The organism is Thalassospira australica (genome assembly GCF_044790785.1).
GTDB classification, from domain to species: domain Bacteria; phylum Pseudomonadota; class Alphaproteobacteria; order Rhodospirillales; family Thalassospiraceae; genus Thalassospira; species Thalassospira australica_A.
Genome location: NZ_CP085258.1, coordinates 2,519,967 through 2,545,646 on the forward strand (window position 1 = coordinate 2,519,967; position 25,680 = coordinate 2,545,646).

Annotated in this window: 21 protein-coding genes; 12 read left to right on the forward strand and 9 right to left on the reverse strand. The window is 55.5% G+C overall.

The features are described from left to right. Positions 1–95: 95 nt before the first annotated feature. From LG297_RS12035 to LG297_RS12045, 3 genes are all read right to left on the reverse strand, one after another. A complete protein-coding gene (locus tag LG297_RS12035; protein ID WP_404420526.1) occupies positions 96–791 on the reverse strand; it encodes a dienelactone hydrolase family protein in 696 nt (231 codons plus the stop codon). 90 nt (positions 792–881) lie between these two features. After that, a complete protein-coding gene (locus LG297_RS12040; protein ID WP_404420528.1) occupies positions 882–2,258 on the reverse strand; it encodes an ATP-binding protein in 1,377 nt (458 codons plus the stop codon). Continuing rightward, positions 2,255–2,965: a response regulator gene (locus LG297_RS12045; RefSeq protein WP_404420530.1), complete on the reverse strand. Its 711-nt coding sequence runs from the start codon at positions 2,963–2,965 to the stop codon at positions 2,255–2,257. Before LG297_RS12045 ends, LG297_RS12040 begins: the two co-directional genes overlap by 4 nt. A gap of 223 nt (positions 2,966–3,188) precedes the next feature. On the opposite strand from LG297_RS12045, the gene LG297_RS12050 reads away from it, so the two are divergent. From LG297_RS12050 to LG297_RS12065, 4 genes are read left to right on the forward strand one after another with little or no spacing between them, the layout of a single operon-like run. Next, on the forward strand, positions 3,189–4,373 hold the full coding sequence (locus LG297_RS12050) for an efflux RND transporter periplasmic adaptor subunit (RefSeq protein WP_404420532.1): 1,185 nt from the start codon (positions 3,189–3,191) through the stop codon (positions 4,371–4,373). Between the two features lie 2 nt (positions 4,374–4,375). Next, positions 4,376–6,358 (forward strand): MacB family efflux pump subunit, encoded by a 1,983-nt coding sequence (locus tag LG297_RS12055; RefSeq protein WP_404420534.1) that lies wholly within the window; start codon positions 4,376–4,378, stop codon positions 6,356–6,358. A 14-nt stretch (positions 6,359–6,372) separates the two neighbouring features. Next, positions 6,373–7,809, forward strand: a complete 1,437-nt coding sequence (locus LG297_RS12060) for a TolC family protein (protein ID WP_404420536.1) — start codon at positions 6,373–6,375, stop codon at positions 7,807–7,809. Between the two features lie 25 nt (positions 7,810–7,834). Further along, complete coding sequence (locus LG297_RS12065) at positions 7,835–8,002, forward strand: hypothetical protein (RefSeq protein ID WP_404420538.1); 168 nt, start codon at positions 7,835–7,837, stop codon at positions 8,000–8,002. Here the strand turns inward: LG297_RS12065 and LG297_RS12070 are convergent. Together LG297_RS12070 and LG297_RS12075 are read right to left on the reverse strand one after the other, a co-directional pair. Next, positions 7,983–10,148: a dihydroxy-acid dehydratase gene (locus LG297_RS12070; protein ID WP_404420540.1), complete on the reverse strand. Its 2,166-nt coding sequence runs from the start codon at positions 10,146–10,148 to the stop codon at positions 7,983–7,985. The two genes, LG297_RS12065 and LG297_RS12070, sit on opposite strands and share 20 nt — an antisense overlap. Positions 10,149–10,211: 63 nt before the next feature. Then, positions 10,212–10,973 (reverse strand): SDR family NAD(P)-dependent oxidoreductase, encoded by a 762-nt coding sequence (locus tag LG297_RS12075; protein WP_404420542.1) that lies wholly within the window; start codon positions 10,971–10,973, stop codon positions 10,212–10,214. Positions 10,974–11,217: 244 nt separating this feature from the next. Between LG297_RS12075 and xylF the strand changes: the two genes are divergently transcribed. The 5 genes from xylF (at position 11,218) to LG297_RS12100 (ending at position 16,948) form a co-directional block, all read left to right on the forward strand. Continuing rightward, a complete protein-coding gene (gene xylF, locus LG297_RS12080) occupies positions 11,218–12,249 on the forward strand; it encodes a D-xylose ABC transporter substrate-binding protein (protein ID WP_404420544.1) in 1,032 nt (343 codons plus the stop codon). An 84-nt stretch (positions 12,250–12,333) separates the two neighbouring features. Next, positions 12,334–13,599: a sugar ABC transporter permease gene (locus LG297_RS12085; RefSeq protein ID WP_404420546.1), complete on the forward strand. Its 1,266-nt coding sequence runs from the start codon at positions 12,334–12,336 to the stop codon at positions 13,597–13,599. A gap of 12 nt (positions 13,600–13,611) precedes the next feature. Next, entirely contained in the window at positions 13,612–14,427 is an 816-nt protein-coding gene (locus LG297_RS12090) for an ATP-binding cassette domain-containing protein (protein ID WP_404420548.1), read from the forward strand. Continuing rightward, entirely contained in the window at positions 14,427–15,608 is a 1,182-nt protein-coding gene (locus LG297_RS12095; protein WP_404420550.1) for a fumarylacetoacetate hydrolase family protein, read from the forward strand. Before LG297_RS12090 ends, LG297_RS12095 begins: the two co-directional genes overlap by 1 nt. Before the next feature lie 104 nt (positions 15,609–15,712). Further along, positions 15,713–16,948 carry an ROK family protein gene (locus LG297_RS12100; protein WP_404420552.1) on the forward strand — a complete coding sequence of 412 codons (1,236 nt, stop codon included), beginning with the start codon at positions 15,713–15,715 and terminating at the stop codon, positions 16,946–16,948. 83 nt (positions 16,949–17,031) lie between these two features. On the opposite strand, the gene LG297_RS12105 is transcribed toward LG297_RS12100, so the two are convergent. The 4 genes from LG297_RS12105 to araD form a co-directional block, all read right to left on the reverse strand. Continuing rightward, the gene (locus LG297_RS12105) at positions 17,032–17,757 is read right to left on the reverse strand and encodes a ribonuclease activity regulator RraA (protein WP_404420554.1); all 726 of its coding nucleotides are present in this window, start codon (positions 17,755–17,757) and stop codon (positions 17,032–17,034) included. Positions 17,758–17,816: 59 nt separating this feature from the next. Next, positions 17,817–19,331: an aldehyde dehydrogenase (NADP(+)) gene (locus LG297_RS12110; protein WP_404420556.1), complete on the reverse strand. Its 1,515-nt coding sequence runs from the start codon at positions 19,329–19,331 to the stop codon at positions 17,817–17,819. A 34-nt stretch (positions 19,332–19,365) separates the two neighbouring features. Next, positions 19,366–20,277 carry a dihydrodipicolinate synthase family protein gene (locus LG297_RS12115; protein ID WP_404420558.1) on the reverse strand — a complete coding sequence of 304 codons (912 nt, stop codon included), beginning with the start codon at positions 20,275–20,277 and terminating at the stop codon, positions 19,366–19,368. Between the two features lie 89 nt (positions 20,278–20,366). Then, the gene (gene araD, locus LG297_RS12120; RefSeq protein ID WP_404420560.1) at positions 20,367–22,112 is read right to left on the reverse strand and encodes an L-arabinonate dehydratase; all 1,746 of its coding nucleotides are present in this window, start codon (positions 22,110–22,112) and stop codon (positions 20,367–20,369) included. Positions 22,113–22,457: 345 nt separating this feature from the next. Between araD and LG297_RS12125 the strand changes: the two genes are divergently transcribed. The 3 genes from LG297_RS12125 to LG297_RS12135 all read left to right on the forward strand — a co-directional run bounded on the left by LG297_RS12125 (position 22,458) and on the right by LG297_RS12135 (position 25,647). Continuing rightward, entirely contained in the window at positions 22,458–23,504 is a 1,047-nt protein-coding gene (locus LG297_RS12125) for a hypothetical protein (RefSeq protein WP_404420562.1), read from the forward strand. Between the two features lie 166 nt (positions 23,505–23,670). Beyond that, entirely contained in the window at positions 23,671–24,096 is a 426-nt protein-coding gene (locus LG297_RS12130; RefSeq protein WP_404420564.1) for a tripartite tricarboxylate transporter TctB family protein, read from the forward strand. A 39-nt stretch (positions 24,097–24,135) separates the two neighbouring features. Continuing rightward, positions 24,136–25,647 carry a tripartite tricarboxylate transporter permease gene (locus LG297_RS12135; protein WP_404420566.1) on the forward strand — a complete coding sequence of 504 codons (1,512 nt, stop codon included), beginning with the start codon at positions 24,136–24,138 and terminating at the stop codon, positions 25,645–25,647. Positions 25,648–25,680: the final 33 nt, after the last annotated feature.

The window sequence follows — 25,680 nt, forward strand, 5'->3', positions numbered from 1 at the left end:
CAAATAAACCCTTCCTTGGTCCAGCAACGATCATTGATCTTGTAAATTAAAAGGGCCGCAGATTTGCGGCCCTTGCTGGGATCACGCTGTGACGATCACGCAAGATTGGCCCGGAAAAACTCGGCCGTCCGCACATTGGCGGTTTCCGCATCCTTATGATCGTAATGCGCCCCGCCCTTACGTGCAAAGGCATGATCGCGACCGGGATAGAAATGAAGCTCGGTCAACGGATGGTCATCAAGCGCGTCCTTGATAACGGCCTGTGCATCGGCAGGGATATATTCATCATTCCCTGCCAGGTGAATGATCACCGGCTGTTTGATCTTCCCGGCTTCGCCGACATAATTGTTCATGCCGCCACCATAATAGACTGCAAAGGCATCCCCATCGGTGCGCGTGGCCGACAGGAAGGTCAAAAGCCCGCCAAGGCAGAAACCGACAACACCGGCCTTGCCATTTGCACCATCAATCTTGCGTGCTGCCGTAAGGGTTGCAGCAATATCCTCGACGCCCTTATCGACATTGAATGCCTGATAATAGCCAAATGCCTGTTTCCATTCTTCTTCGGTCTTGTCGGTGATTTCGATCCCCGGCTTGATCCGCCAGAACAGATCAGGACAAACCGCGATATAGCCCTGTTTGGCATAATCATCGGCAATGCCGCGCATCACGGCATTAACACCAAAGATTTCCTGAACAACCACCACCACCGGTGCCGGTAATTTGGCTGGCATGGCAACATAGGCATCGAAATTTCCGTCCGACGTCTGCACGGTCAGCTTATTGGTCATGGTGGTCCTCCTTGCTGGGTCGAATTTTCCGGCAATGCCGGTTGTTTCCTTGATGAGGTATTGGATCATACCGGTTTCGCAAGGGGTTAATTAAGCCGGTTCGCCATATTCATCCTCGACCCGCAGGGAAAATGGCAGGGAGATCAAAACATCCAGGCCACCGCCATCACGGTTTCGAATGGCGATTTCACCGCCATGTGCCTTGATTGCACGCCGCGCAATCGAAAGCCCCAAGCCAAAACCGGCGCCATTTAAACTTGGCTCTCCGCGGATAAACGGCTCGAACATATTTTCAAGCTGCTCAGCCGGAATTCCCGGTCCCTGATCGGAAATCGTAATGCAGAAAACATTTCGATTAGCATCGGCTTCGGCCGAAATCCGCACCAGTTGGCCTTCGCGTGAATGTCGCAAGGCATTGCGCACGATATTTTCAAACGCCCGCCGCAGAAGTTCGGCATTGCCCACCACCACCGGCACTTCACCATGCCAGTTGCGTTTGATCGCAAGATTGGTCTGGACCTTGATCCCGGTTGCCTCGGCCTCAAATCGGGCATCGCTAACAACCCGGCCCAGAAGATGGTCGATATCAAGCCATGTCTGGTTCTGGCTGGCACCGCTTTCGGCCCGTGACAGGGTCAGAAGTTCTCCGACCAATTCATCCAGCCGAATGGTTTCCTTTTCAATCCGGTCAAGTGATCCCTCTATCCGTTGCGGTTTCTGACGCGCCAGCCCGACGGCCAGTTGCATCCGCGCCAGCGGGGATCGCAATTCGTGCGATACGTCGTTCAGCAGACGGTCGCGTGCTTCAATCAATTGCTGCAACCGCACGGCCATCACATCGAAGTCACGCGCCAGATCGGCAATCTCATCGCGCCTGCGTCCGATCTTTTCGCCCAGCCGCCATGTCAGGTCACCATTCGAAAGTCGTTCGAACCCCTCCTGAAGCTGTCGGATCGGGCGTGTCAGGTACCAGGCCAAAACACCGCTAAACACCAGCCCTCCCAGAACACCCGAAATCACCAACGGTGTCGGAACATTGAACCGCCTCCGTTCCGGGATAGAGGCAACGATATCGGACACATCAAATTTCAGGTGTACCAGCAACCCGGTCGGGCTGACTGCGTCACGCGACAAAAACCCGTTCGCCCGAATATCCTCGAACCGATCTTCGGGCACGAAATCTGATACCGGCCCATCGGTCCGGTTTGCATCCGGCTCGATGCTAAGCCGGATGCGTTCTTCTTCGGGCCAATGGGCAATCGCCTTTTCAAGCGCGCCAATACCTTCGGCCTCGACAATCCGGGCCGCGGTTTCGACATAACCGCGCGCGGTTTCCTGAAGATAACCGACATGATAGGGTTTGGGCGGATCGCCATACAGTGTGAATAAAAGCCACACCCCCTGCCAGATTGCCATAAAGGTCAACGCAAAACCGATCAGGATTTTCCAGAATAACCGGCCTCTCATATGTCCTGCCTCAGGCGATAGCCGAAGCCGCGCACGGTCTCAACCAGACCGGCATCATTGCTGGCGGATTGAAGCTTCTGGCGAAGGTTGCTCATATGCACATCGATCGAGCGGTCATAAACCTCGCGCGGACGACCCAGAACTTTCATGGAAAGCTCGTTTTTCGATAAAGCCCGTTCTCTCGCACGCATCAAAACTTCCAGAAGATTGAATTCCGATACCGTCAGTTCCATGTCGCGACCATCAAACTGCGCCGACCGCCGCGCAGTATTCAGCCTCAGTTTTCCAAGAACGACTTCATCGCCCTTGTCCGATCCGCCAGCATCCCGGCAGTTTTCGCCAACCGGTTCAGCCCGGCGTAAAACAGCCCGAATGCGTGCTACCAGTTCACGCGGGTAATAGGGTTTGGGGATATAATCATCCGCCCCGAGCTCCAACCCGACAACCCGGTCAACGTCATCCCCCTTGGCAGTCAGCATGATGACCGGCACCCGGCTTTTGGTGCGTAATTCGCGCAGCACCTCAATCCCGCCAATACCCGGCATCATGATATCAAGCAACACAACGGAAAACCCGCCATCCAGCGCCATGCGCAGGCCATCCTCGCCATTATAGGCCTTGGCGATTTCGAACCCCTCGCCTTCAAGATATTCGCCCAGCATCGCGCCGAGTTCGACATCATCATCAACAAGCAGAATTCTGGTCACGGGCAACGGGTCTTTCAAATGCGGGTTAATTCCTGTTCATGATGACATTCTAGCGCTTAAACCGCCTAACGAAAGGCGTGGATGCCAGACTTTACACATTCCTTACAGATCATTTTCATCCCCCTCACCCCGTTCTGACAAAGGGGTTGCTATGTCTGGGATGCCCGACGGCTCAATTGCCTTTCAACGTCGGGCGCGTCTCATCCAAGGACATGAAAGCCCGATGAAGAAATCATCCAGGACCGCACGCAACCTTGTCATCGCCCTGATCGTCATACTGGCAACCGCATGGATGGCACAGGCCTATCTGTTCCCGTCCGAAGCCAAAACCAGTTATGTGACCACCAAACCCCGTATCGGCAATCTTGCCGATACGGTTCTGGCAAGTGGCACCATCACAGCCTCCAAACTGGTCAGTGTTGGCGCACAGGTATCAGGGCAGATCAAGGCACTACATGTCGATCTCGGCGATGAAATCAAGGAAGGAGATCTGATTGCAGAAATCGACCCTTCAACCCAGCAGAACGATTTACGCGATGCCGAGGCCGCCCTTGCCAACATCAAGGCACAACTTGCCGCCAAACAGGCCGAACTGAAACAAGCGGAACTTGATTATGCACGGCAGAAAAAGATGCGTGCGCTTGATGCCTCGCCACAGGAAGATTTCGAAAGCGCCGAGGCAACCCTAAATGTGACCAAGGCTGAAATCGCAGCGCTCAATGCGCAAATCGATCAGGCAAAAATCGCCGTTGATACGGCCGAAATAGATCTGGGATATACCAAAATCCTCGCCCCGATGGATGGTACGGTCGTTGCCCTGCCGGTCAAGGAAGGCCAGACGGTCAACGCTGCTCAATCCACTCCCACCATTATCAAGCTGGCACAGCTCGACACCATGACGGTCGAAGCCGAAATATCCGAGGCCGACGTCATCCGCGTCCGCGAAGGCCAACCGGTCAGCTTCACCATTCTGGGCGATCCCGACACGCTCTATGAAAGCACGCTTCGCGCCATCGAACCGGCCCCGACCGGGATCGAGGATGACGACGACAACACCGACGACGAGGCGGTTTATTATAATGGCCTGTTTGACATCGCCAATCCGGACCACCGCCTGCGTGTCTGGATGACGGCCGAAGTCACCATCACGTTAAACGAAGTGGAAAATGCCCTGATCATACCGTCCGCCGCGCTGAGTGGCCCGAACAAGGACGGGCAATATACCGTTCGGGTTCTTGATGACGAAGGCGACCCGGTTGAGAAGCCGGTCACAGTTGGCATGAACACCAATATCAACGCCCAGATCATCAGTGGCATTTCCAAAAATGACGACATTGTCATTGGCGCGACCAGTGGCGCAGTCGCAACCAGCCAGTCCATACGTCGCGGCCCGGGGGGGATGTTCTGATCATGAACCAGATAGCGAGAAACACGGTTAACACCCCGCTGATCGAAATCCGCGATCTGTGGCGGCACTACCCGGCGGGCGAGGATCGCATTGCCGTGTTAAAGGGTGTCAACCTGACGATTGAACGCGGCGAAATGGTTGCGATCATTGGCGCGTCCGGGTCGGGCAAATCGACGCTGATGAATATTCTGGGCTGTCTTGACCGACCAACTGGCGGGGAATACCGGGTTAATGGCCGCCTGACCGGCGATCTGGAACCAGATGAACTGGCCGCCCTTCGGCGCGAATATTTCGGATTTATCTTTCAACGCTATCATTTGCTGTCGGATCTAAGCGCACTTGGCAATGTCGAAGTGCCGTCAATTTATGCCGGTTTTGACGCCGAAACCCGGCGCGACCGTGCAATGGATATCCTGACCCGTGTCGGACTTGGGGATCGCATTCATCATCGCCCCAGCCAGCTTTCCGGCGGGCAGCAGCAGCGCGTCAGTATCGCACGCGCGTTGATGAATGGCGGCGATGTCATTTTGGCCGATGAGCCGACCGGCGCACTTGATAGCCAAAGCGGCGCACAAACGCTTGAACTGTTAAGGAACCTGCATCGCGATGGCCATACCGTCATTCTGGTCACCCATGATCATGATGTTGCCGCCCATGCCGAACGCATCATCGAGATCCGCGACGGTGAAATCATCCGCGACGAACGCCAGACACAGGCCTTTGCCCAACACACTGCCAGCAAAAAGGCCGAAACCCGCCCCCGAAGCGCATCCCCCATCCGGGCCGAGATTGACCGCTTTGCCGAAGCATTCAAAATGGCACTGGTGGCCATGAATGCACATCGGTTGCGGACCTTTTTGACCATGCTCGGCATTATTATCGGGATCGCATCGGTGGTCTCGGTCGTAGCCCTTGGTCAAGGATCGCAGGACCGCATCCTTGCCGATATCAGCTCCATCGCGACCAACACGATTGATGTCAATCGCGGCAAGGATTTTGGTGATCGTGATGCCAGCCAGATCAGAACATTGACCGCCGCCGATGCCGATATTCTGGCGACCCAGTATTATGTCGACAGCGTCACACCAAGTGTTTCAAGCAACGTCACCCTGCGATATGGCAATATTGAAGTCGATGCCGCGGTTGCCGGTGTCGGCACCGATTATTACCGGGTACGCGGCTATGAAATGGCCGACGGCATCTGGTTTAACAGCCTTGCCGTCGACAAACGCAGTCAGGACGCGGTCATTGACGACAATACACGTGAAAAACTGTTCCCGAACGGCGAAGACCCGCTGGGGCAGGTGATTTTCCTTGGCACCGTGCCGGTACGCATCATTGGTGTCACCGCGCCAAAGGACAGCACATTTGGCAATAATGACAGCCTGAATATCTGGGTGCCCTACACCACAGCACTGACCCGAATTCTCGGCCAGAATTACCTAAGCAGCATCACCGTTCGTATTGATGACGCAGTCCAAACCGCGTTGGCCCAACAGAACATCGAAACCCTTCTGACCCAGCGGCACGGGGTGAAGGACTTTTTCACGATCAATACCGACACCATCCGTGAAACCATCGAAAAAACCACCAGCACCATGACACTTCTGATTTCATCAATTGCGGTGATTTCCCTGATCGTTGGCGGTATTGGCGTTATGAATATCATGCTGGTGTCGGTTACAGAACGCACCGGTGAAATCGGGGTTCGGATGGCGGTCGGCGCACGTCAAAGCGATATCCTGCGCCAGTTCCTGATCGAGGCGGTTCTGGTCTGCATCCTTGGCGGGGCACTTGGCGTTCTGACTGCCCTTGGCATCGGCGTTCTGTTTGACGCGATGGGAAGCTCGTTTTCGATGGTTTATTCGACGACCTCGATTGTCGCGGCCTTTGCCTGCGCCACATTGATCGGGATTTCATTCGGCTTCCTGCCTGCCCGCAATGCCGCCCGGCTTGATCCGGTCGACGCCCTGTCGCGCGACTGACGGAGAATACAAAAATGATCACACGGATTTTAAAGACCGGAACCATCCTTTCGATGATGGCACTTGCAGGGTGCAGCAGCCTGAACGAAACCCGCTATTCCCGTCCGGATATTACGTCGGGAAACGGCTGGAACGGAGCCGCCACCGCATCGGACAACAGCAACGCAGCAACCATCACCGCCTCGCAAAACTGGTGGCAGAATTTCGGCGATGACCAGCTTGACGAACTTGTCGCACGTGCGCTTGAACGCAATAACGACCTGGCGGCGGCCACCATCAAAGTCCGCAAGGCACAATTGACTGCGGGCCTTGCAGAAGATGATCTCTATCCCGATTTTTCCGGTGTGGCGGATGCATCGGTTTCACGCGACCTGGACGAGGATAATGGCAGTACGCGAAGCTTTGGCACCAATGCCGGGATCAGTTACGAGCTCGATCTTTGGGGCAAGCTTGGCCACGATTACGATGCCGCACGCTGGGAAGCATTGGCAACGCTTGAAGACCGTGAAAGCACGGCATTATCGCTGATCGGTACCACCGCCACCCTGTATTGGCAGGCGGTTTACTATCAGCAACGTCTGGATATCGCACAAGCCAGCATCGATTACGCCCGGCAGACTCTTGATCTGATCGATGTTCAATATGCGTCCGGTTCGACATCGTCGCTGGAACTGTTCGAAGCTCGCCAGAACCTTGAAAGCCAGTTGGCCGATTACACCCAGATCGAACAGAGCCTGACGGAAACCAAAAACGCGCTATCGATCCTGTTTGACCGCGCACCGGGTGATATTGAAATTCCGCGCATGACATTGCCGTCCGGTGCCCTGCCCGATGTGGCGGCGGGTCTGCCATCGGAATTGCTGTCGCGTCGCCCGGACGTACGGGCGGCTGAATTGCGCCTGAAGGAAAGCGTTTCGAATTTGAATTCGGTCAAAACCAGTTTGCTACCGACCCTGACCCTGACGGGGGAATTGGGCACCAGCAGCGACCAGTTGCGCAACCTTTTGCAAAATCCGATCGGCACGCTTGGCGCAAGTCTTGCCCTGCCGTTTCTGAACTGGAACGAGGGGCAGCTCAACATCAAGGTATCCGAGGCCGAATATGAACAGGCCGTCGCAGAATTCCGTCAGACAGCCTACGAAGCCATGAGCGACGTTGAAAACGCGCTTTCGGCCCGCACTCAATATGATCGCCGTGCCGCCCGGCTTGAAGCCGCCCTTGACGCCTCACGCAATGCCGAACGGATTTATGAAACCCGGTTCCGATCGGGGGCGGTCGCCATGCAGGACTGGCTGGACGCGCAAGAAACCAGACGTTCAGCCGAAGAAGCCCTTCTAGCCAACCAGCTTGATCGCATTAGCAATCTGATCACGCTCTATCAGGCATTGGGCGGCGATGCCACCCCGGCCAATGCCCAGACCGACCCGGCACCGGATACCACCGCAGCCTGACACCAACCACCAGACAGAGAAACAGATGATGCGTTTTCAAAACCTTTCGCACCATATCGGTCATGTCCTGATCCTTTTGGGGGCAGGATTATGCGCAACCGCAATCCTGCTTGGCGAAAGCCGGGCGGCACAGGAACGCAGGGATGATATTGGACAGGATCGTCCGGCGAGCATCAGTTTCGCCACGGATTGACCGCGCGGCGATCCACCACATCGGGCACAATCCCGCGTGCCGCGTTCGATACATGATCCATCACATTGCTGGCCGCGATATCAAATTGACGCGCGATCATGCGTTTTTGCCGTTCAGCAAATAGCGGCGCACGATCCGCCAGATCAATCGGGCTTCCGGCGATTTCCGTCCCGGCAAGGAACGCATCGCGATCCAGCCAGTCCAACGTATTTTTCGTCAGATCAAGACGCAGCACATCGCCATCACGCAAATGACCGATGCCACCACCAGAAAAAGCCTCCGGCACCATATGGCCGATACACGCCCCCTTGGTGACACCGGAATAACGGCCATCGGTGATCAGCATGCTTGATGCTTCAAGGATGCGATGATGGCGCAGGTTCTGCGACGGCGAAAACATTTCCGGCATGCCATAGGCTTCCGGTCCCTGCCCGCCAATGACAAAGGCAAAGGACAAATGCCCCTGTGCCAGCATGTCCTTTGGCGCATCCATATCAACCCGGTTGCCACCATTGCGCCGGACCACGGCGGCAATCAGGTCTTCATCCACACCGTCGGTTTCAATCAACCGCTTCACCAGATCGGGCGAGGCAAAATCGGCGTTACAGACATGCTCGTTTTCATAATAACGTACGATGAAAACGTGATCGTCGAAATGTTCGATCAGATGGTCACTCATACCCGATGTTTTGACTGCGCAATTTTCAAAGAAACTACCAGTCAGAACATCCACACCGGACCGCTTGCGCACCGGCGTCGCACGGATAACCGATGTATCCCCCAGCGACAAATCGACGGGATTTTCCAGATTTGCAATCCTTTCCCCCCATGTCCTGCCAAGCACCGTCGGCGCATCAAGATCCATCGCCACGCCAAGATCGGCCAGAACGCGATAGATACTTTCCATGCCACGGTTTTTGCCTTCGGCCATTTGCTGCGCCAGAACAAAGGTATCGCGGTTTTCCGTCAGGCTATGAGCGAAGATTTCTGGCACCGGCGTTTTAAGACGCACATCCTGATAATCATCAATCCTGACATCAAACCCGGCATAACGCATCATGAAAGGCAAATGCAGCAGCATGTTGCTGCTTGACCCCGTCGCATTATGGATGCGCACGAAATTGGCAAAGTTGCGCTTCAACAGATTGCTGATCGCGTATTCGGGTTTGTTGAACACACCAAACAGCGCATCAATCCCGATCGCCACCGCAGCATAAGGCGGCACATCCGTTAGCAATTCCAGTTCCGGCGGGGTTAACCCAAAAGCCGCCAGCATGGTCCGCGATGAATTGCCCGTACCGTTAAAGGCGCAAATCCCGCCCTTGGAATCACAGGTCGCACCGGCAAGCTCGTCGAGAACCCGGCGTTCCATCTTGCCATCAATAATGCCCAATAACCGCGCCCGGTCCAGCAACCCGGCAAAGGCTTCATCAGACGTGCATTGCAGAATATAACGCATGTTTTCGCGAATATCGGAACCAAGGTCATCATGCCCCGCCCGGTCCGCATCATCGGCAATTTTATCAAGTAATCGCCGCGTCCCATCTGGGATTTCTCCGCCCTTCAGGACATGGGACGGCGCAAACACCGCCCAGACCGGCGCTTGATCACCGCGATATTTACGCGCCTGATCGGCCGCTGCCAGACCGGCCACAACCGCAGCGGGGGATTTGTCGCACCCGGCAATGACATAGGCCGCGTGGTAGCTGTGCCCTTCAAAGGTGATATTGACCGCCGCCGCCGTGTGGTTGCGTGACGCCAGGGAATAGCTTTGGCCGATATTATTCTGTGCCGTACCATCACAAATCACCGGCACATGAAACAGGAACGGCACCCCACCCATTTCCCATATACGGATTGCAGCCATCAATGCTTGCGGCCGATCCAGCAAATGCGCCGGATGATCAGGTGCCCCGCCAATGATCGCAATGCGTGGGCGGTTTTCAACCAGCCGCCCGACCACATCGCGTATTTCGGGCACCACAAATTTCCGGTCACTGGCAACAGCCGGGTTTTCATTCACCGCATCGCGCAACAGCCTGACAACCGTAATCGGCTGATTGGCAAGCCCCTGAATACAATCACGATAGGGGTTGGCTTTTTCGTTGATGGTGATGGCATTGGGGATGGATTGGGATTGGGGCATGGTGAACTCTGACTGCGGGAAGCGGAACAAAATGGCGCGATTTATTTGATGGATCGTAGACTATCAGACAAGTCCGCCATCGACGATAAAGCTTTGTGATGAGCACGCCGACGACACATCAGATGCCAGAAACAATACCATCTGCGCAACATCATCAGCTATCAGACGACGTTTGACACATTGCTGCTGCTGGATGCGTTCTTCGTCTTCCGGACTGATCCAAAGGTCAAGCTGGCGCTGGGTAATGATACAGCCCGGAATAACTGTATTGACCCGGATACCATCCGCCCCCCAGTCGCGCGCCAATGCGCGCGTCATACCGACCACACCTGCCTTGGCGGTTTCATAACCGACCAGATCGGGTAACCCCATCAAATAACTTACGGAACTGAAATTAATGATGCTGCCCCGGCCCTTTTCGGCCATGCCCTTTGCCACGGCGCGTGAACAGAAAAACTGGTGCGACAGATTGACGTCAAGCTTGTCTCGCCATTCATCCGGCCCGGTTTCTTCGGGACTGTGGCGATCATCGCGGGCGGCATTATTGACCAGAACATCAATCACGCCGATTTTCGATGCCATTTCGGTAACAGCCTTCGGGATTCCGGCCTGATCACGCAGATCAAGTGACATATAATGCGGCCGCACGCCCAGATCGTTCCCGATCTCCGCGCACAGCTTTTCCGCCGCCGCATCATCAATATCAAAAAAGCCGACCCGTGCACCCTGCGCACAAAAGGCGCGAACAATCGACGCCCCGATACCCGATGCCCCGCCGGTTACAAGAACCGATTTACCATCAATGTCGTGATAACTCGCTGTCATGACGTTCCCTGACTTGTTTTCATCTTTTATTTTTCACAATCAAATTAAATGCTGCGCCGCACCCAGGAAAATCCGCATAAAATCAACCAAAAATCAGGATTTTGAATAATCTTGAGCGTGAAAAGCGAGATTTTTAATTTGTTCATTAAAAAAAATTTGACAGGACGGATTGAAGGCGTCAACATTTTTTCGACAACAAAAATAAATGTCACTGCAAGACACATATCATTCAGGGATGAAACAGATGAAAAAACTCCTCTCCTCGGTCGCACTGGCCGGTGCCGTACTGTTTTCCGCCAATGCCTTTGCCGATGATCTGATCGTTGGCGTCAGCTGGTCGAACTTTCAGGAAGAACGCTGGAAAACTGACGAAGCCGCGATTGTGAAGGCGCTTGAAGCCGCAGGCGCACAATATATCAGCACCGATGCTCAAAGCTCGCCCTCCAAACAGCTTTCCGATATCGAAAGCCTGATTTCGCGTGGCGCGGATGCCTTGATCGTTCTGGCACAGGATTCATCCTCTATCGGTGCCGCCATCACACAGGCGATCAACGAAGGCATTCCGGTTGTAGGCTATGACCGCCTGATCGAAGACCCGAATGCCTATTACATTACGTTCAACAACAAGGAAGTCGGCCGACTTCAGGCCGAAGCCGTGTTTGCCCAGCAGCCAAAAGGCAATTACGTGTTCATCAAGGGCGCGCCGACCGATCCGAACGCCAATATACTGCACGAGGGTCAACTTGAAATCCTTCAGGCGGCAATTGATAGCGGCGATATCACGGTTGTCGGCGAAGCCTACACCGACAGTTGGCAACCGGCCATCGCACAGCGCAACATGGAACAGTTCCTGACGGCTGCCGACAACAAGGTCGATGCGGTTGTCGCCTCCAATGACGGCACGGCAGGCGGAGTTGTTGCCGCCCTTTCGGCACAGGGCATGCAGGGCATTCCGGTTTCCGGACAGGATGGTGACCACGCCGCACTTAACCGTGTTGCCCTTGGCACCCAGACAGTTTCGGTCTGGAAAGATGCCCGACTTCTGGGACAGCGCGCGGCTGAAATCGCCGTTGAACTGGCAAAGGGCACCAAACTGGGCGACGTCGAAGGCACCCAGGATTGGAACAGCCCGAACGGTGTGACCATGAAGTCGTACTTCCTTGATCCGGTTGCAATCACCCAGAACAAGCTTGATCTTGTGATCGACGCGGGATGGGTATCCAAGAACGTCGTCTGCAAAGGGGTTGAAAGCGGCAAGGTCGCTGCCTGTAACTAGGCAGGTTTCCTCCTTCCGACCTTGTTAAACCCCGGGACCGGCCGCATCCGATCGACCGGCCCCGCTGCCTGACGAGCATTTTACATGACAAGACTACTTGCCAAGATGGAAGTCGACCGCCGCCTTGTGGGCCTGGCCGTTGTGCTTCTGGTTATCTGGATCGGCTTTGACATCGCATCGGGCGGTCGCTTCATCACGCCGCGCAATATCTTTAACCTGTCGGTGCAGACAGCATCTGTTGCCGTCATGGCGTGCGGCATGGTGCTGATCATCGTTACCCGGCATATCGACCTTTCGGTCGGTGCGATACTGGGTGTTCTTGCGATGATCATGGGGGTCGTGCAATCCGACATCCTGCCGCACTTCCTTGAATACAATCACCCGATGACATGGATCATTACCCTGCTTGTCGGTTTGATCATCGGCGCGGCAATCGGCGGGGTTCAAGGCCTTGCCGTTGGTTACCTTGGCGTTCCGGCCTTTATCGTAACCCTTGGCGGGCTTCTGGTCTGGCGCGGGGCGGCATGGTGGGTCACACAGGGGCGCACTGTTGCACCGCTTGATCACAACTTCATACTGCTTGGCGGCGGGATCGAAGGCACGATTGGCGCAACCTGGAGCTGGATCGTCGCTGCCATCACCATTGCCGCCATCATCTATGCCGCCATCATGGAACGCCGCCGCCGGTTATCATTCCAGTTCCCGGTCAAACCGGTCTGGGCGGAATATACCAACACCATCATCAAGGCCGGATTGGTACTCGTGGCGATCATCACATTGAACGCCTATCACCTGCCCCAACGTGCAGCCGAACGCATCCTTGAAGATCGCGGCATTCCGGTAACGCCTGAAAATCTGATGATTTCACACGGCATTCCGATCCCGCTTCTGATTGTTGCCCTTGTGGCGATTGTTCTGACCATCGTTGCCAAACGGACCCGGTTCGGGCGTTATGTCTTTGCGATGGGCGGCAACCCGCAGGCCGCCGAACTGGCCGGCATCAATGTCAAACGCATGACGGTCGCGGTCTTCGCCCTGATGGGAGTTCTATGCGCGATCAGTGCCGCGATTTCTTCGGCCCGCCTGCAATCGGCAGGCAACGAGCTTGGTACGCTTGACGAACTGCGTGTCATTGCTGCGGTTGTCATTGGCGGAACGTCGCTTGCCGGTGGTGTTGGCACGATCTATGGAGCATTGATCGGTGCGCTTGTGATGCAAAGCCTGCAAAGCGGCATGGCTCTTTTGGGTGTTGATACATCCCTTCAAAGCATCGTGATCGGGCTTGTGCTTGTCCTTGCCGTGTTCAGCGACAAGTATTTCCACCGTCGCTACAGCGACCCGACCAGTTAGGAGTATGGGGATATGAACGATATCAAAACCGGTCAGAACCCGCTGGTCGAAATGCGCGACATCCATATCAGCTTTGGCGGGGTCAAGGCGGTCGACGGGGTTTCCATCGATCTTTACCCCGGCGAGGTTGTTGGTGTGCTCGGTCATAATGGCGCAGGAAAATCAACCCTGATCAAGGTGCTTTCGGGTGCCTATAAGGCCGACACCGGCCAGATCATTGTCGATGGCCGCGAAGCCAAAATCGAGAATGCCCGTGATGCGCGCGACAACAATATCGAAACCATCTATCAGAATCTGGCGCTTGCCGATAACCTCGACGCAGCCCAGAACCTGTTTCTGGGCCGCGAAATCGTCGATAAATTCGGCTTTCTCGATGATGGGGCAATGGAACATAAGGCACGTGAAGTCCTGCATCGACTAAACCCGAATTTCCATAAATTCACGTCCCCCGTGTCGGCTCTCTCGGGCGGGCAACGGCAATCTGTCGCGATTGCGCGTGCGCTTTTATTCGAAGCCCGCGTTCTGATCATGGATGAACCGTGCGCTGCCCTTGGCGTGCATGAAACCCGTATGGTCGGCGAACTGATTGATCAACTGAAACGTGACGGGCTCGGTATTTTGTTGATCAGCCACGATCTTCATGATGTGTTTGATTTGTCTGATCGTTTGCATGTTATGAAGAACGGCAAGCTGGTCGGCACCGTCCCGACCAAAGATGTCACCCATGATGACGTTCTTGGCATGATCATTCTGGGTAAAATGCCCGATCATCTTTTGCATCTTGCCGGACCGGGTGCCACCAACGCCCAGAACAAAGAGGCCCTTTAATGACTATCGACTTCCCGAATACCGCCAGCGACATCCTGCCCGACGATCATGGCAATGCCATTCTGGTTGGTCGCGTCTGGGACCCGCGCGTTTCAGGCCCGACCCCGGTTGTCGTCGATCAGGGCAACCTTCGCGATATCAGTAAGCTTGCCCCGACGATCAGCCAGATTCTCGAACGCGAGGATCTGGTGTCGCAGCTTCGAAATCCATCGGGTTTCCCCCTTGTCGGCACGCTTGATGACATTGTCGCCGCATCAAAACCCGGTGCCGGTTCGCAAACCCTTCATCTGCTCAGCCCCAATGACCTTCAGGCGATCAAGGCCAGTGGTGTGACATTTGTCGCAAGTCTTCTGGAACGCGTGATCGAAGAACAGGCGCGTGGAGACGCCAGCAAGGCCGATCAGATCCGCAGCGAAATCAGCGGCATTATCGGCGATGACCTGTCACAGATCGAACCGGGGTCGCAAAAGGCCGTCGACATCAAGGAAGTCCTGATCGCAAAGGGCGCATGGTCGCAATATCTTGAAGTCGGCATCGGTCCGGATGCGGAAATCTTCACCAAATCGCCGCCGATGTCGGCGGTTGGTCATGGCGCGCATGTCGGCCTGCATCCGATTTCAAACTGGAACAACCCGGAACCCGAAGTGGTTCTGGCCGTCAGCTCAAAGGGCAAAATCGTCGGCGCGACCCTTGGCAATGATGTCAATCTTCGCGATGTCGAAGGCCGTTCCGCCCTGCTTCTGGGCAAGGCAAAGGATAATAACGGCTCCTGCGCCATTGGGCCGTTTATCCGTATCTTTGACGGCAATTTCACACTTGAAACCGTCAAACAGGCCGACCTTAAAATGGCGGTCGACGGACTGGATGGTTATCACCTTGATGCCGGAAGCTCCATGAGCCAGATCAGCCGGCCTCCTGAAAGCCTTGCCGCACAGGCTTGCGGCAAACATCATCAATATCCCGATGGTTTCATGCTGTTTCTTGGCACGATGTTTGCGCCCACAGATGATCGCGGTGGTGCGGGCAAGGGCTTCACCCACGAAATGGGGGACCTTGTCACCATTTCCACCCCCTGCCTTGGCACGCTTTGCAATCAGGTCGACCGCTCGGACGCCATCGCGCCCTGGACCTTTGGCATCACGGCATTGATGACCAATCTGGCCGCACGCGGATTGCTTTAATCCGGTGCATCACCGGCTTGCCAAAGCGGCAAAAAACATGCCTTATCCGGAACCGGGTTTTCGCCCGGTTCCGATCCCGCCTTGCAGAATAACAGGCCCCGCCGATGAGCCGTCGAACCGATCACGATACGCCACGCCAACCGTCCCAGATTGCCATTCTGCGCTTTTTGCGCATCCATGGACCGGCTGCACGGATCGATATCGGCACTGCCACCGGATTAAGCCCGGCAACTGTTACCTCGCTTACCGCCGATCTGATCGCGCAGGGGCTGGTAAAGGAAACCCAAGGCGCACCAAACGGCAATAATGGTCAAAGTGCCACACGCGGCCGCCCCAAGGTCATGCTTGACCTTGTGCCCGATGCGGCCTGTGTGATTGGTGTCAAGCTGACCATCAATCTGGTTGAAATCGCACTGGGCAATTTCAAGGGCGAGATTGAACGCAGCATCCAGCACAGCATCAACACCCGCGATCTTGATGAAACATCGCTGGTAACAACGCTTTGTCATCTGATCGATCAGTTTATTGCCGACAACCGCGATATCGCAACAACCCCGCCGATCGGCATCGGCATCGCCGTTCAGGGCGTCGCCGATAGCAATAGCGGCGAAATCATCTGGTCGCCCGCCCTACGCCACCGGCAGATTGCGATTACCAAACCGCTGCGTGAACGCTTTGGCGGCATTGTCCAGATGTCAAACGATGCCAACTGCATCGCAACCGCCATCACCCAGAATAACGATCTTGGCGGCAATGGCGATTTTGCCGTGATCATGCTGGGCTATGGCGTGGGCATGGGGCTTGTCCTGAACGGGGTGGTCTATAACGGCCATTTTGGCGCGGCGGCCGAATTTGGTCATATGAAATATCAACCCGACGGGCCACTTTGCAATTGCGGGCGGCGCGGCTGCATCGAAGCCTATATCGGCGATTACGCCATTCTGCGTGACGCCAGTGGCCTGATTGACATGCCCGATGCCAACAACCTGCATCCCAGCGAAAAACAGATGATGGATCTTGTCAAACGCGCGCGAAACGGTCACGAAGACCTTGCCGATATTTTCCGCCACGCGGGCAAGGTGCTGGGATATGGCATTGCCAATCTGATTGCGCTTCTGGGTCCGGAACGCATTCTGATCACCGGGTCAGGCGCACGGGCCTATGATCTGATGGAACCGGAAATCGATCGCGGCCTCCGCGAGGCACAGGTGCCCGAGCTTCGCAGCGGGCCAAAGATCATCCACCTGCCGTGGGACAAGGATCTGGCATTGCAGGGCGCGATTGGGCAAAGCCTTTTGCGCCATGACGAAAGCATGTTTGCCAATCCACCAGCAAACTGACTGATCCATCGCCTGAGCCCGAAATGCAAAAAGCCGCCCGAAACCGGACGGCTTTTTGCGACATTCAGCAAAGCATGACCGGATCAGCGACCCGTTTTTTTGCGCCATGCCTCATAATTGGCTTTGGTTTCGTCCTTGGTCGCCGGATAAAGGCCGATAATCGGCTTGCCGGCCAGAACTTCTTCAAGAACGAAGTCCTCGAAGCTTTCCATCCCACTGCATTCTTCGGCCAGTTCGTCGGCAAGATGGGCAGGAATGACGACAACGCCATCCTTGTCCCCCACCAGAACATCGCCCGGAAAAACCGGCGCATCACCGCACCCGATCGGCACGTTCAGATCATATGCTTCATGCAGGGTCAGGTTGGTCGGAGCCGACGGACGGTTGTGATAGGCATGGATATCAAGCTTGCCAATGCCTTCCGCATCACGGAAACCACCATCGGTAACGATACCGACAACGCCGCGCTTCATCAGGCGGGTCACAAGGATCGATCCCGCCGATGCCGCACGGGCATCCTTGCGACTATCCATCACCAAAACATGCCCGACCGGGCATTGCTCAACCGCAACACGTTGCGGATGGTTGGGATCGCGGAAGACCTCAATCTGGTTACGGTCTTCGCGCGCCGGGATATAGCGCAGGGTATAGGCCTGCCCGACCATGTTTTCGTCCTTCGGCGCAACCGGCCCGACATCCTGAATGAACTGGTTGCGAAGGCCGCGTTTGAACAGGGCAGTACAAAGCGATGCCGTACTGACTTTCTTAAGCTTCTCGCGCGTTGCGTCGCCAAGGACATAATCGCTCATTATCTGAACTCCGTAAGTACGCCGGGGTTTGATCACCCCGGCAAATCAATGACATGCGATCAGGCGATATCAGCCGGCAGGACATCAGTCGGGATGTTCTGATAGCAAACCGGACGCAGGAAACGACGGATCGACATCGTGCCAACCGACGTCGCGCCGAAATTGGTCGATGCCGGGTATGGTCCGCCATGCACCATGCTGTCGGAAACCTCGACCCCGGTCGGGAAACCGTTCGCCAGAATACGGCCTGCCTTGCGCTCAAGGATCGGCAGCAGCGAACGCGCATCCGCCGCATCCCCGCCATCCATATGGATCGTGCAGGTCAGTTGCCCTTCAAGCGCCCTGGCAATCGCCTGCATTTCGGCAATGTCCTTGACCCGGACAACAAGCCCAAGCGGCCCAAACACTTCCTCGCCCAGCACATGATTGGCCAGCCAGTTTTCACCGGTTGTTTCAAACAGATACGGCGTAGCATTGCGAAGATCACATGATGTGGTCAGGACTTCCTTGACACCCGACGTCGCGGCAATGCGTTTTGCCCCACTGCGATAGGCATCAGCCATGCCATCGGTCAGCATGGTCTGTGCTGCCACATCGCCAAGCCCCGCCTTGGCGGTTGCGACAAACGCATCCGCATCCGGACCATCCAGAACAACCGCAATACCCGGATTGGTGCAGAACTGCCCCGCCCCCATGGTCAGCGACCCGACCCAGCCCTTGGCGAGTTCTTCGTTGCGCGCGCTCATGGCGTTTGGCAGCAGGAACATCGGATTGACCGAGCCCAGCTCACCAAAGAACGGGATCGGTTCCGGACGCTGCGCGCACAGATCGAACAATGCACGACCACCGCCAAGCGACCCGGTAAAGCCGACCGCCTTGATCAGCGGATGCTGCACAAGGCTCTGACCGACATCACGTTTGCCGCCCTGAATAAGGCTGAACACGCCCGGATGAATGCTACATGCCTTGACCGCAACATCAATCGCCTGTGCAACGATCTCACCCGTCCCCGGATGGGCCGAATGCCCCTTGACCACGACCGGGCAACCGGCGGCCAATGCGGCTGCGGTATCCCCGCCGGCGACCGAGAATGCCAGCGGGAAGTTCGATGCGCCAAACACCGCCACCGGGCCAATCGGACGCTGCATCAAACGCAGGTCCGGACGCGGCAAAGGCGCACGATCCAGCAATGCTTCGTCATGACGACGATCCAGATAATCACCGGCAAGGATGTGGCTGGCAAACAGGCGAAGCTGGCCAACGGTACGGCCGCGCTCCCCGTTCAGACGCGCTTCCGGCAGGCCGGTTTCCTGAGTACCGATTTCGGTGATTTCCGCACCGCGGGCATCGATTTCATCGGCGATTTTATTCAGGAACTTCGCACGTTCTTCACGGGTGGAATAGCCATAGGACCAGAATGCTTCCTCGGCGGCCTTGGCGGCCTGATCGACCATGGCCGGGGTGCCGACCGGGAAGGTATTGGCCGGGCCATGGGCCGGTTCGGACTGGAAGGTCTGCTCGCCCGCCACCCACTGGCCGGCAATCAGATGTTTTCCTGTCAGGTTATACGACATTGGTGCCTCCTTTGCGCGGGGATTGCCCCGCCGCTTATTTCACAAGTTTGTTTTCGCGCATGAAGCCGACAAGCTTGTCATGCTGCGCAGGCGTCAGGGGCCAGGCTGATGGCGGGCGCGTCGGACCGCAATCGTTGCCCAGAAGCTGCAACGCGGACTTAACCCCGGTCACATTAGTGCCGTTCATTTCTTCGGCACGGACATCCTCAAATGCCCGCATTTCCGAAATCAGTTTGCGGGCGGTTTGATAATCACCGCCTTCAAGGGCAGCATGGATCGCCATCGAGCGTTCCGGCCACACATTGATCAGCCCCGATGTAAAGCCACGCGCGCCCACCGCATAGAAAGTCGGCGCCCAAACCTCGGCCAAACCACCAACCCATACGATATCGGGATCGCAGGCTGAAATCGCCTCGGCCAGCTTCATCGGATTTGGCGTCGCCCATTTGACACCGGCAACACCTTCAACAGCACATAGATCGGCAATCGCCTTAGTGCCAATCGTATCGTTGCGAAGATACAGCATCATCGGCAAACCATCCGATGCATCGGCAATGCGTTTAAGATAGTCGACAACACCACGCGGCGCGACGAAGGGATCTGGTGGCTGATGGATCATAAGCGCTTCGGCACCGGCCTCTGCAGATGCCTTTGCCAGTGCAATCGCATCACGAATGCCGCGACCAACCCCGGCCAGCATCGGCGCGCGACCATCCAGCATTTCGGCAACCGATCTGGCCATGGCGATGGCCTCGTCCGTGGTCAGAGCATAAAATTCGCCGGTATTGCCGTTTACCACCGGGAAATGTACGCCCGAGGCCAGCGCGCGATCAATGATCGGGGAAAGTTTTTTCGGCGCGATATCGCCATTTTCATCATAAGGCGTCACAAGAATGCCCGAAATCCCGGACAGCACGCCACGCAAATCGGCTTTGGAAAGTGCCATTGGTCAAAGTCCCTGAATTCTGTTGGTGGTGGCGCGATGGGCGCGCCACCTGTTTCTCATCAATCATTGCCGGTCAACCAACCGGCAGATCAGAAGATATCCGGCTCGCCCGCGGTTTTGCCGAAGTCGGGCGACAGGAAGTCGAAATCACAGCCTTCATTTGCCTGGGTGACATGCTTGCCAAACATCCAGCCATAACCGCGCTGATAGCGATCTTCGGGCTTTTTCCATGCCGCACGACGACGTTCGAGCTCGTCTTCATCCACCAGCATGTCCAGACGACGGTTATCAAGATCAAGCTTGACGATATCGCCGGTTTTCAAAAGGGCGAGCGGCCCGCCGATATAGCTTTCCGGCGCAACATGAAGCACACAGGCCCCATAAGACGTGCCTGACATGCGGGCATCCGAAATACGCAGCATGTCACGATGCCCCTGCTTGATCAGGGCCTTGGGGATCGGCAGCATCCCCCATTCCGGGAAGCCTGGCCCACCTAACGGCCCGGCATTGCGCAGCACCAGAACATGATCGGGCGTGATATCAAGATTTTCGTCATCAACCGCCTTTTTCATTTCGGGATAGCTGTCAAAGACAAGTGCCGGTCCCTGATGATTACGGAACCGTTCATCACAAGCGGCTGGTTTGATCACGGCCCCATCCGGGCAAAGGTTACCGCGCAGAACCGCAAGCGACCCTTCGTGATAAACCGGGTTGGACAAGGGACGAATGACATCGTCGTTATAAACCGTCGCCCCCTCAAGCGTTTCGCCAAGCGTCTTGCCGGTCACGGTCGTAACACTTGTATCAAGTTTGTCGCCAAGTTCCGCCATCAGGGCGCGCAAACCACCGGCATAGAAGAAATCTTCCATCAGGTAATCGCCCTTGCCCGACGGGCGGATATTGGCAATCAGCGGCGTGATACGGCCCAGTGCATCAAGATCATCAAGATCAAGCTTGATGCTGGCACGGCGTGCCATCGCCAGAAGATGCACAACCGCATTGGTCGAACAGCCGGTCGCCATCGCAACCACAGCAGAGTTCCGGACCGATGCCGGGGTGACGATTTTTTCAGGTGTCAGATCTTCCCAGACCATATCGACGATACGACGGCCACACTGGGTCGACATGCGGATATGACCGGCATCCGGTGCCGGAATCGACGACGCGCCCGGAAGGCAAAGCCCCATGGCTTCGGCAATCGCGGTCATGGTCGATGCCGTACCCATGGTCATGCAGTGACCGTATGAACGCGCGATGCCGCCTTCGACACCGACCCATTCCTCGTCACTGATGTTACCGGCACGGCGTTCATCCCAGTATTTCCAGGCATCCGACCCGGAACCCAGAATTTTACCGGCATAATTCCCGCGCAACATCGGACCGGCCGGGAGATAGATCATCGGCACACCGGCCGAAATCGCGCCCATGACAAGGCCCGGCGTGGTTTTATCGCAACCGCCCATCAAAACCACACCATCAAGCGGATGGGAACGGATCAGCTCTTCGGTCTCCATCGCCAGCAGGTTGCGATACAGCATCGATGTCGGCTTGGTGAAAGACTCATCAACCGAAATCGCCGGAAGTTCGACCGGAAAACCACCCGCCTGATGCACGCCTTTTTTGACATCGCCGGAACGTTCGCGGAAATGCGCGTGGCACGGGTTCAATTCCGACCACGTATTCAAGATTCCAATGACCGGGCGGCCTGTCCAGTCTTCCGGATCAAGCCCCATCTGCATCAGGCGCGAACGGTGACCGAACGAACGCAAATCATCTGGCGCGAACCAGCGCGCACTTCTGAGATCTTCGGCAGATTTTTTTTGTTTTTCGGACATGGCGTTCCTCCCGTTTATCCGCCCTATCGGATGACTATGCACATGCGAAACCGATAGGACAATGTGATTTCCTTGATGATTTAATGTATGCGCATACACAATTACGTTGTCAAGTTATCTTACAGGTAATACTACACACAAGGTGGGAATAAAAAGGCTATATATTCCGGCATTGACAGAAGTTAAAACGACTTGTATGAAAATATGTATGCGCTTTCATATCGTCTGAAAATTTACAGGCAATAATAACAAGAACAAGCAAGGCGCTGCCTTTCCGGGAGCCACCCCGGCCGGGCAATACGGGCAAGGAGCCCCTATCAGGAACGCGTCATTCGGGAGGAAACAATGACCGGACTTTTCAAAACCCTCGCAACCGCAGCCGGGTTGACAGCCATGGTTGCAACGCCGATTCTCGCCAATGCCTCGGAACTGCCAAGCAATATTCGCATGGTCATCGGTTCGAAATCGACCGGTGGTGACACCTATCAGAACAGCGCGATCATCGCCGAGGCACTTTCCGAAAAGCTTGATATCAATGTCAAGGTTGATGCAGTCGGCTCCAGCGAGGCCTTCAAGGCACTGGAACGTGACAGCCGCGGCACGACGATCATGATTTTCCACGATCAATCCTATCTCGCAAACCTTTATGGCGTGCGCGGTTATGACGACATCTTTGAAAAATATGTTGTCGGCCCGACCGTCGCGATCAACCCGGGCAATGCATATCTCGTTGCCAAAAACTCGCCCATGCAGTCGATGGAAGACGTGATTGCCGCAGCAACAGCCGGACAACGCGTTCGTGTTGCCATTCAGGCGGGCGGCGTTTCGGAAATCGGTTTTTCGGCCCTTAAAAATGCCGTGAAAATCCAGCATCCGGGCGCCGAAGAAAACATCGTTCCGGTCAATACAGGCTCGCAGGCTGATAAAAACCAGCTTCTGTTTGATGGACAGGCTGACGTGATCAACGGTTCGGTTCAGGCCAATGAACAGTTCACCCAGTTGCCCGAAGACGACCAGAAAGCCATGCGCTTTATCTGGCTGACGGCACGTGAAGAAACCATCGCGCAGGCGAACCCCGAAGGCATGGGCGATACCACCCGTGACGAACTACTGGCCTTCACCACTCCAAATGTCAGCGTGACCTTTGATGGCGAGAAGGACTTCACCTTCGACAAGGAATTCTTCCTGCTATTCAACAAGGACATGGACCCGGAACAGATTGCCACCATCGACAATACGTTAAAGGAAATCTTTGACGCTGGCGAGATTCAGGAAAAACAGAAAGCATCGTTCTTCATCCCGGATTACAAGCCGCAGGCTGAAGCTTCTGCCTATCTGAAAGAAAAACGTGACGAATACCGTCAGGTTATCCAGTCGATCGCAACCAACTAAAACATAACGATCCGGCCCGGTGCAAAGCCGGGCCGGTTCTGCCTGTTCCGGCACTTGATCGAACTACTGTCCGGTTCTTGACCTCCGAAATCATTCCGTCGGAATTTCTCAAATTGTCGGAAGACATTTACCATCGGTCGCAACAGGCAGCTTCAGGAGGCGTTCCATGTCCTTTGAAAACCTATTGAAGGTGACGGTCGACTTTGACACGTCGCACATAATTTTTCCCACGATCATCGCCGTAATCCTTGGCATTCTGTTTCTTGCCATCCTGGTGACGCGCGGCCGGACCATCTTTGCATCCATCGGCTCCGGACCATGGTGGCCGGTTGGCATTGATCATCTGCGTTTCTTTGGCACCATCGCAGGCACAGTTCTTTATTTCCTCGCGATGCCTGCGGTTGGCGATATTTATCCCAATACCGGACTTGGATTTTACCTGTGCTCGATCCCTTACCTGTTTGCGATGAGCGTTTTGTATCTGCATGAACGTGGCCGCAAGCAGTTGATCATTGCGGGTCTCAATGCGGTCATCGCACCAAGCCTCGTCTGGTACATCCTGTCCGAACTTTTCAATATCTCGCTGCCATAGGTCCAGAACCAAGGCACGGATTGACCCAAGAGATTTATCATGGATCTTCTTTCCATCCTGACACCGCTGTTCTTTACGCTTGTTGCCGTTGGCACGGTGATCGGCATCATCTTTGGCGCGATCCCCGGCATGACGGCGACCATGGCAGTTGCGGTCTGTTTGCCGCTAACCTATTCGCTGGGGCTTGAAAACGGGCTGGCACTTTTGCTGGGCCTTTATGTCGGCGGCATTTCCGGCGGGCTTGTCCCGGCGATCCTGCTCAATATCCCCGGAACGCCGTCCTCTATCACCACCACGCTTGACGGTTATCCGATGACGATGGCCGGTGACGGCGAAAGCGCGCTTAAAATTGGGATAATTTCGTCGCTTGTTGGCGGGTTAATCAGCCTTGCTGCTCTTTATCTGTTCGCCCCCGCACTGGCCGATTTTGCGATCAAGTTTTCCTATATCGAAAAATTCCTGATCATCTTTTTTGCACTCACCGTCATGGCCGCCCTAAGCAGTAGCCTTCTGATCGGTATTTTCAGCGGCGTTCTGGGTATTTTCATCAGCCTGATCGGCTCCTATGACGTTTCGCGCGGCGGCAATGGCGAATTGCGCCTCGTGCCTGAATTCCTTGAATATTACCTTGAAAGCGGCTTTTCGCTGCTGCCGGTGCTGATTGGCCTGTTTGGTCTGGCGACCATCCTGATCGAGGCAGAAAACGGCATGCCCAAGGGACAGGGCGTTTCGGGTGCGACAATCACCAAGGGCAAGCCATTCAAGTTATCTGTTTTCAAGGGCCAGATCATCAACCTGATCCGGTCGTCAGGAATCGGCACCTTTGTCGGCATCCTGCCCGGTGTTGGCGGCAGTGCGGCATCAATCCTGGCATACAGTCAGGAAAAGAACTTTTCGCGCCATCCCGAACGTTTCGGCAAGGGTGAACCGGCTGGCGTCATCGCATCGGAAAGTGCCAATAACGGCCTGACCGGCGGGGCGCTGGTGCCGTTGCTGTCACTTGGCATTCCGGGCGATTCAACAACCGCCATTCTGATCGGGGCCTTTACCCTGCAGGGTATTCAGGTTGGTCCGCTGTTTATCGGCAACAATCCGGTGACATGGGATGCGATGATCATTGCCATGCTGGTGGCCAACCTTGTCATGTTCCTTGTGATGATCTTTGCCATCCGCCATCTGGCAAAGGTGGTATCAGTTCCGAAAAATATCCTGTTCCCGATCATCCTGATGATGTGCGTGGTGGGCGCATACACTATCAATTACGGTGTGATGTTCGATGTCTGGACGCTTCTGATCTTTGGGCTGTTCGGCTATCTCGCACACAAGATCGGCATTGAAATCGCCCCCTTCATCATCGGCTTCATCCTTGGACCTTCTGCCGAAATCTATTTCGTCAAAAGCCTTGAATCGTTCGGCACGCTGTCGATCTTCTTTACCAAAAGCTGGATCGCGGTTTTGCTTTGGGTTCTGATCGCCCTTTCGATCACCTTTTCGATCATGGTGTCGCGCAAAAGCAAAAAGACCGCATCGGGAAGTCGCAATAACGAGTAACCGGATGACTTGCCGGTTATAAATCGCTTATGT

What these genes read in the sequence shown, in the direction of transcription:
- LG297_RS12060 (WP_404420536.1), top strand. Translation starts at nt 6,373, where the DNA reads ATGATCACACGGATTTTAAAGACCGGAACCATCCTTTCGATGATGGCA.
- LG297_RS12055 (WP_404420534.1), top strand. Translation starts at nt 4,376, where the DNA reads ATGAACCAGATAGCGAGAAACACGGTTAACACCCCGCTGATCGAAATC.
- LG297_RS12100 (WP_404420552.1), top strand. Translation starts at nt 15,713, where the DNA reads ATGAGCCGTCGAACCGATCACGATACGCCACGCCAACCGTCCCAGATT.
- LG297_RS12085 (WP_404420546.1), top strand. Translation starts at nt 12,334, where the DNA reads ATGACAAGACTACTTGCCAAGATGGAAGTCGACCGCCGCCTTGTGGGC.
- LG297_RS12040 (WP_404420528.1), bottom strand. Translation starts at nt 2,258, where the DNA reads ATGAGAGGCCGGTTATTCTGGAAAATCCTGATCGGTTTTGCGTTGACC.
- LG297_RS12135 (WP_404420566.1), top strand. Translation starts at nt 24,136, where the DNA reads ATGGATCTTCTTTCCATCCTGACACCGCTGTTCTTTACGCTTGTTGCC.
- LG297_RS12065 (WP_404420538.1), top strand. Translation starts at nt 7,835, where the DNA reads ATGATGCGTTTTCAAAACCTTTCGCACCATATCGGTCATGTCCTGATC.
- LG297_RS12125 (WP_404420562.1), top strand. Translation starts at nt 22,458, where the DNA reads ATGACCGGACTTTTCAAAACCCTCGCAACCGCAGCCGGGTTGACAGCC.
- LG297_RS12070 (WP_404420540.1), bottom strand. Translation starts at nt 10,148, where the DNA reads ATGCCCCAATCCCAATCCATCCCCAATGCCATCACCATCAACGAAAAA.
- LG297_RS12130 (WP_404420564.1), top strand. Translation starts at nt 23,671, where the DNA reads ATGTCCTTTGAAAACCTATTGAAGGTGACGGTCGACTTTGACACGTCG.
- LG297_RS12110 (WP_404420556.1), bottom strand. Translation starts at nt 19,331, where the DNA reads ATGTCGTATAACCTGACAGGAAAACATCTGATTGCCGGCCAGTGGGTG.
- LG297_RS12090 (WP_404420548.1), top strand. Translation starts at nt 13,612, where the DNA reads ATGAACGATATCAAAACCGGTCAGAACCCGCTGGTCGAAATGCGCGAC.
- LG297_RS12095 (WP_404420550.1), top strand. Translation starts at nt 14,427, where the DNA reads ATGACTATCGACTTCCCGAATACCGCCAGCGACATCCTGCCCGACGAT.
- LG297_RS12105 (WP_404420554.1), bottom strand. Translation starts at nt 17,757, where the DNA reads ATGAGCGATTATGTCCTTGGCGACGCAACGCGCGAGAAGCTTAAGAAA.
- LG297_RS12115 (WP_404420558.1), bottom strand. Translation starts at nt 20,277, where the DNA reads ATGGCACTTTCCAAAGCCGATTTGCGTGGCGTGCTGTCCGGGATTTCG.
- xylF (WP_404420544.1), top strand. Translation starts at nt 11,218, where the DNA reads ATGAAAAAACTCCTCTCCTCGGTCGCACTGGCCGGTGCCGTACTGTTT.
- LG297_RS12050 (WP_404420532.1), top strand. Translation starts at nt 3,189, where the DNA reads ATGAAGAAATCATCCAGGACCGCACGCAACCTTGTCATCGCCCTGATC.
- LG297_RS12035 (WP_404420526.1), bottom strand. Translation starts at nt 791, where the DNA reads ATGACCAATAAGCTGACCGTGCAGACGTCGGACGGAAATTTCGATGCC.
- LG297_RS12075 (WP_404420542.1), bottom strand. Translation starts at nt 10,973, where the DNA reads ATGACAGCGAGTTATCACGACATTGATGGTAAATCGGTTCTTGTAACC.
- araD (WP_404420560.1), bottom strand. Translation starts at nt 22,112, where the DNA reads ATGTCCGAAAAACAAAAAAAATCTGCCGAAGATCTCAGAAGTGCGCGC.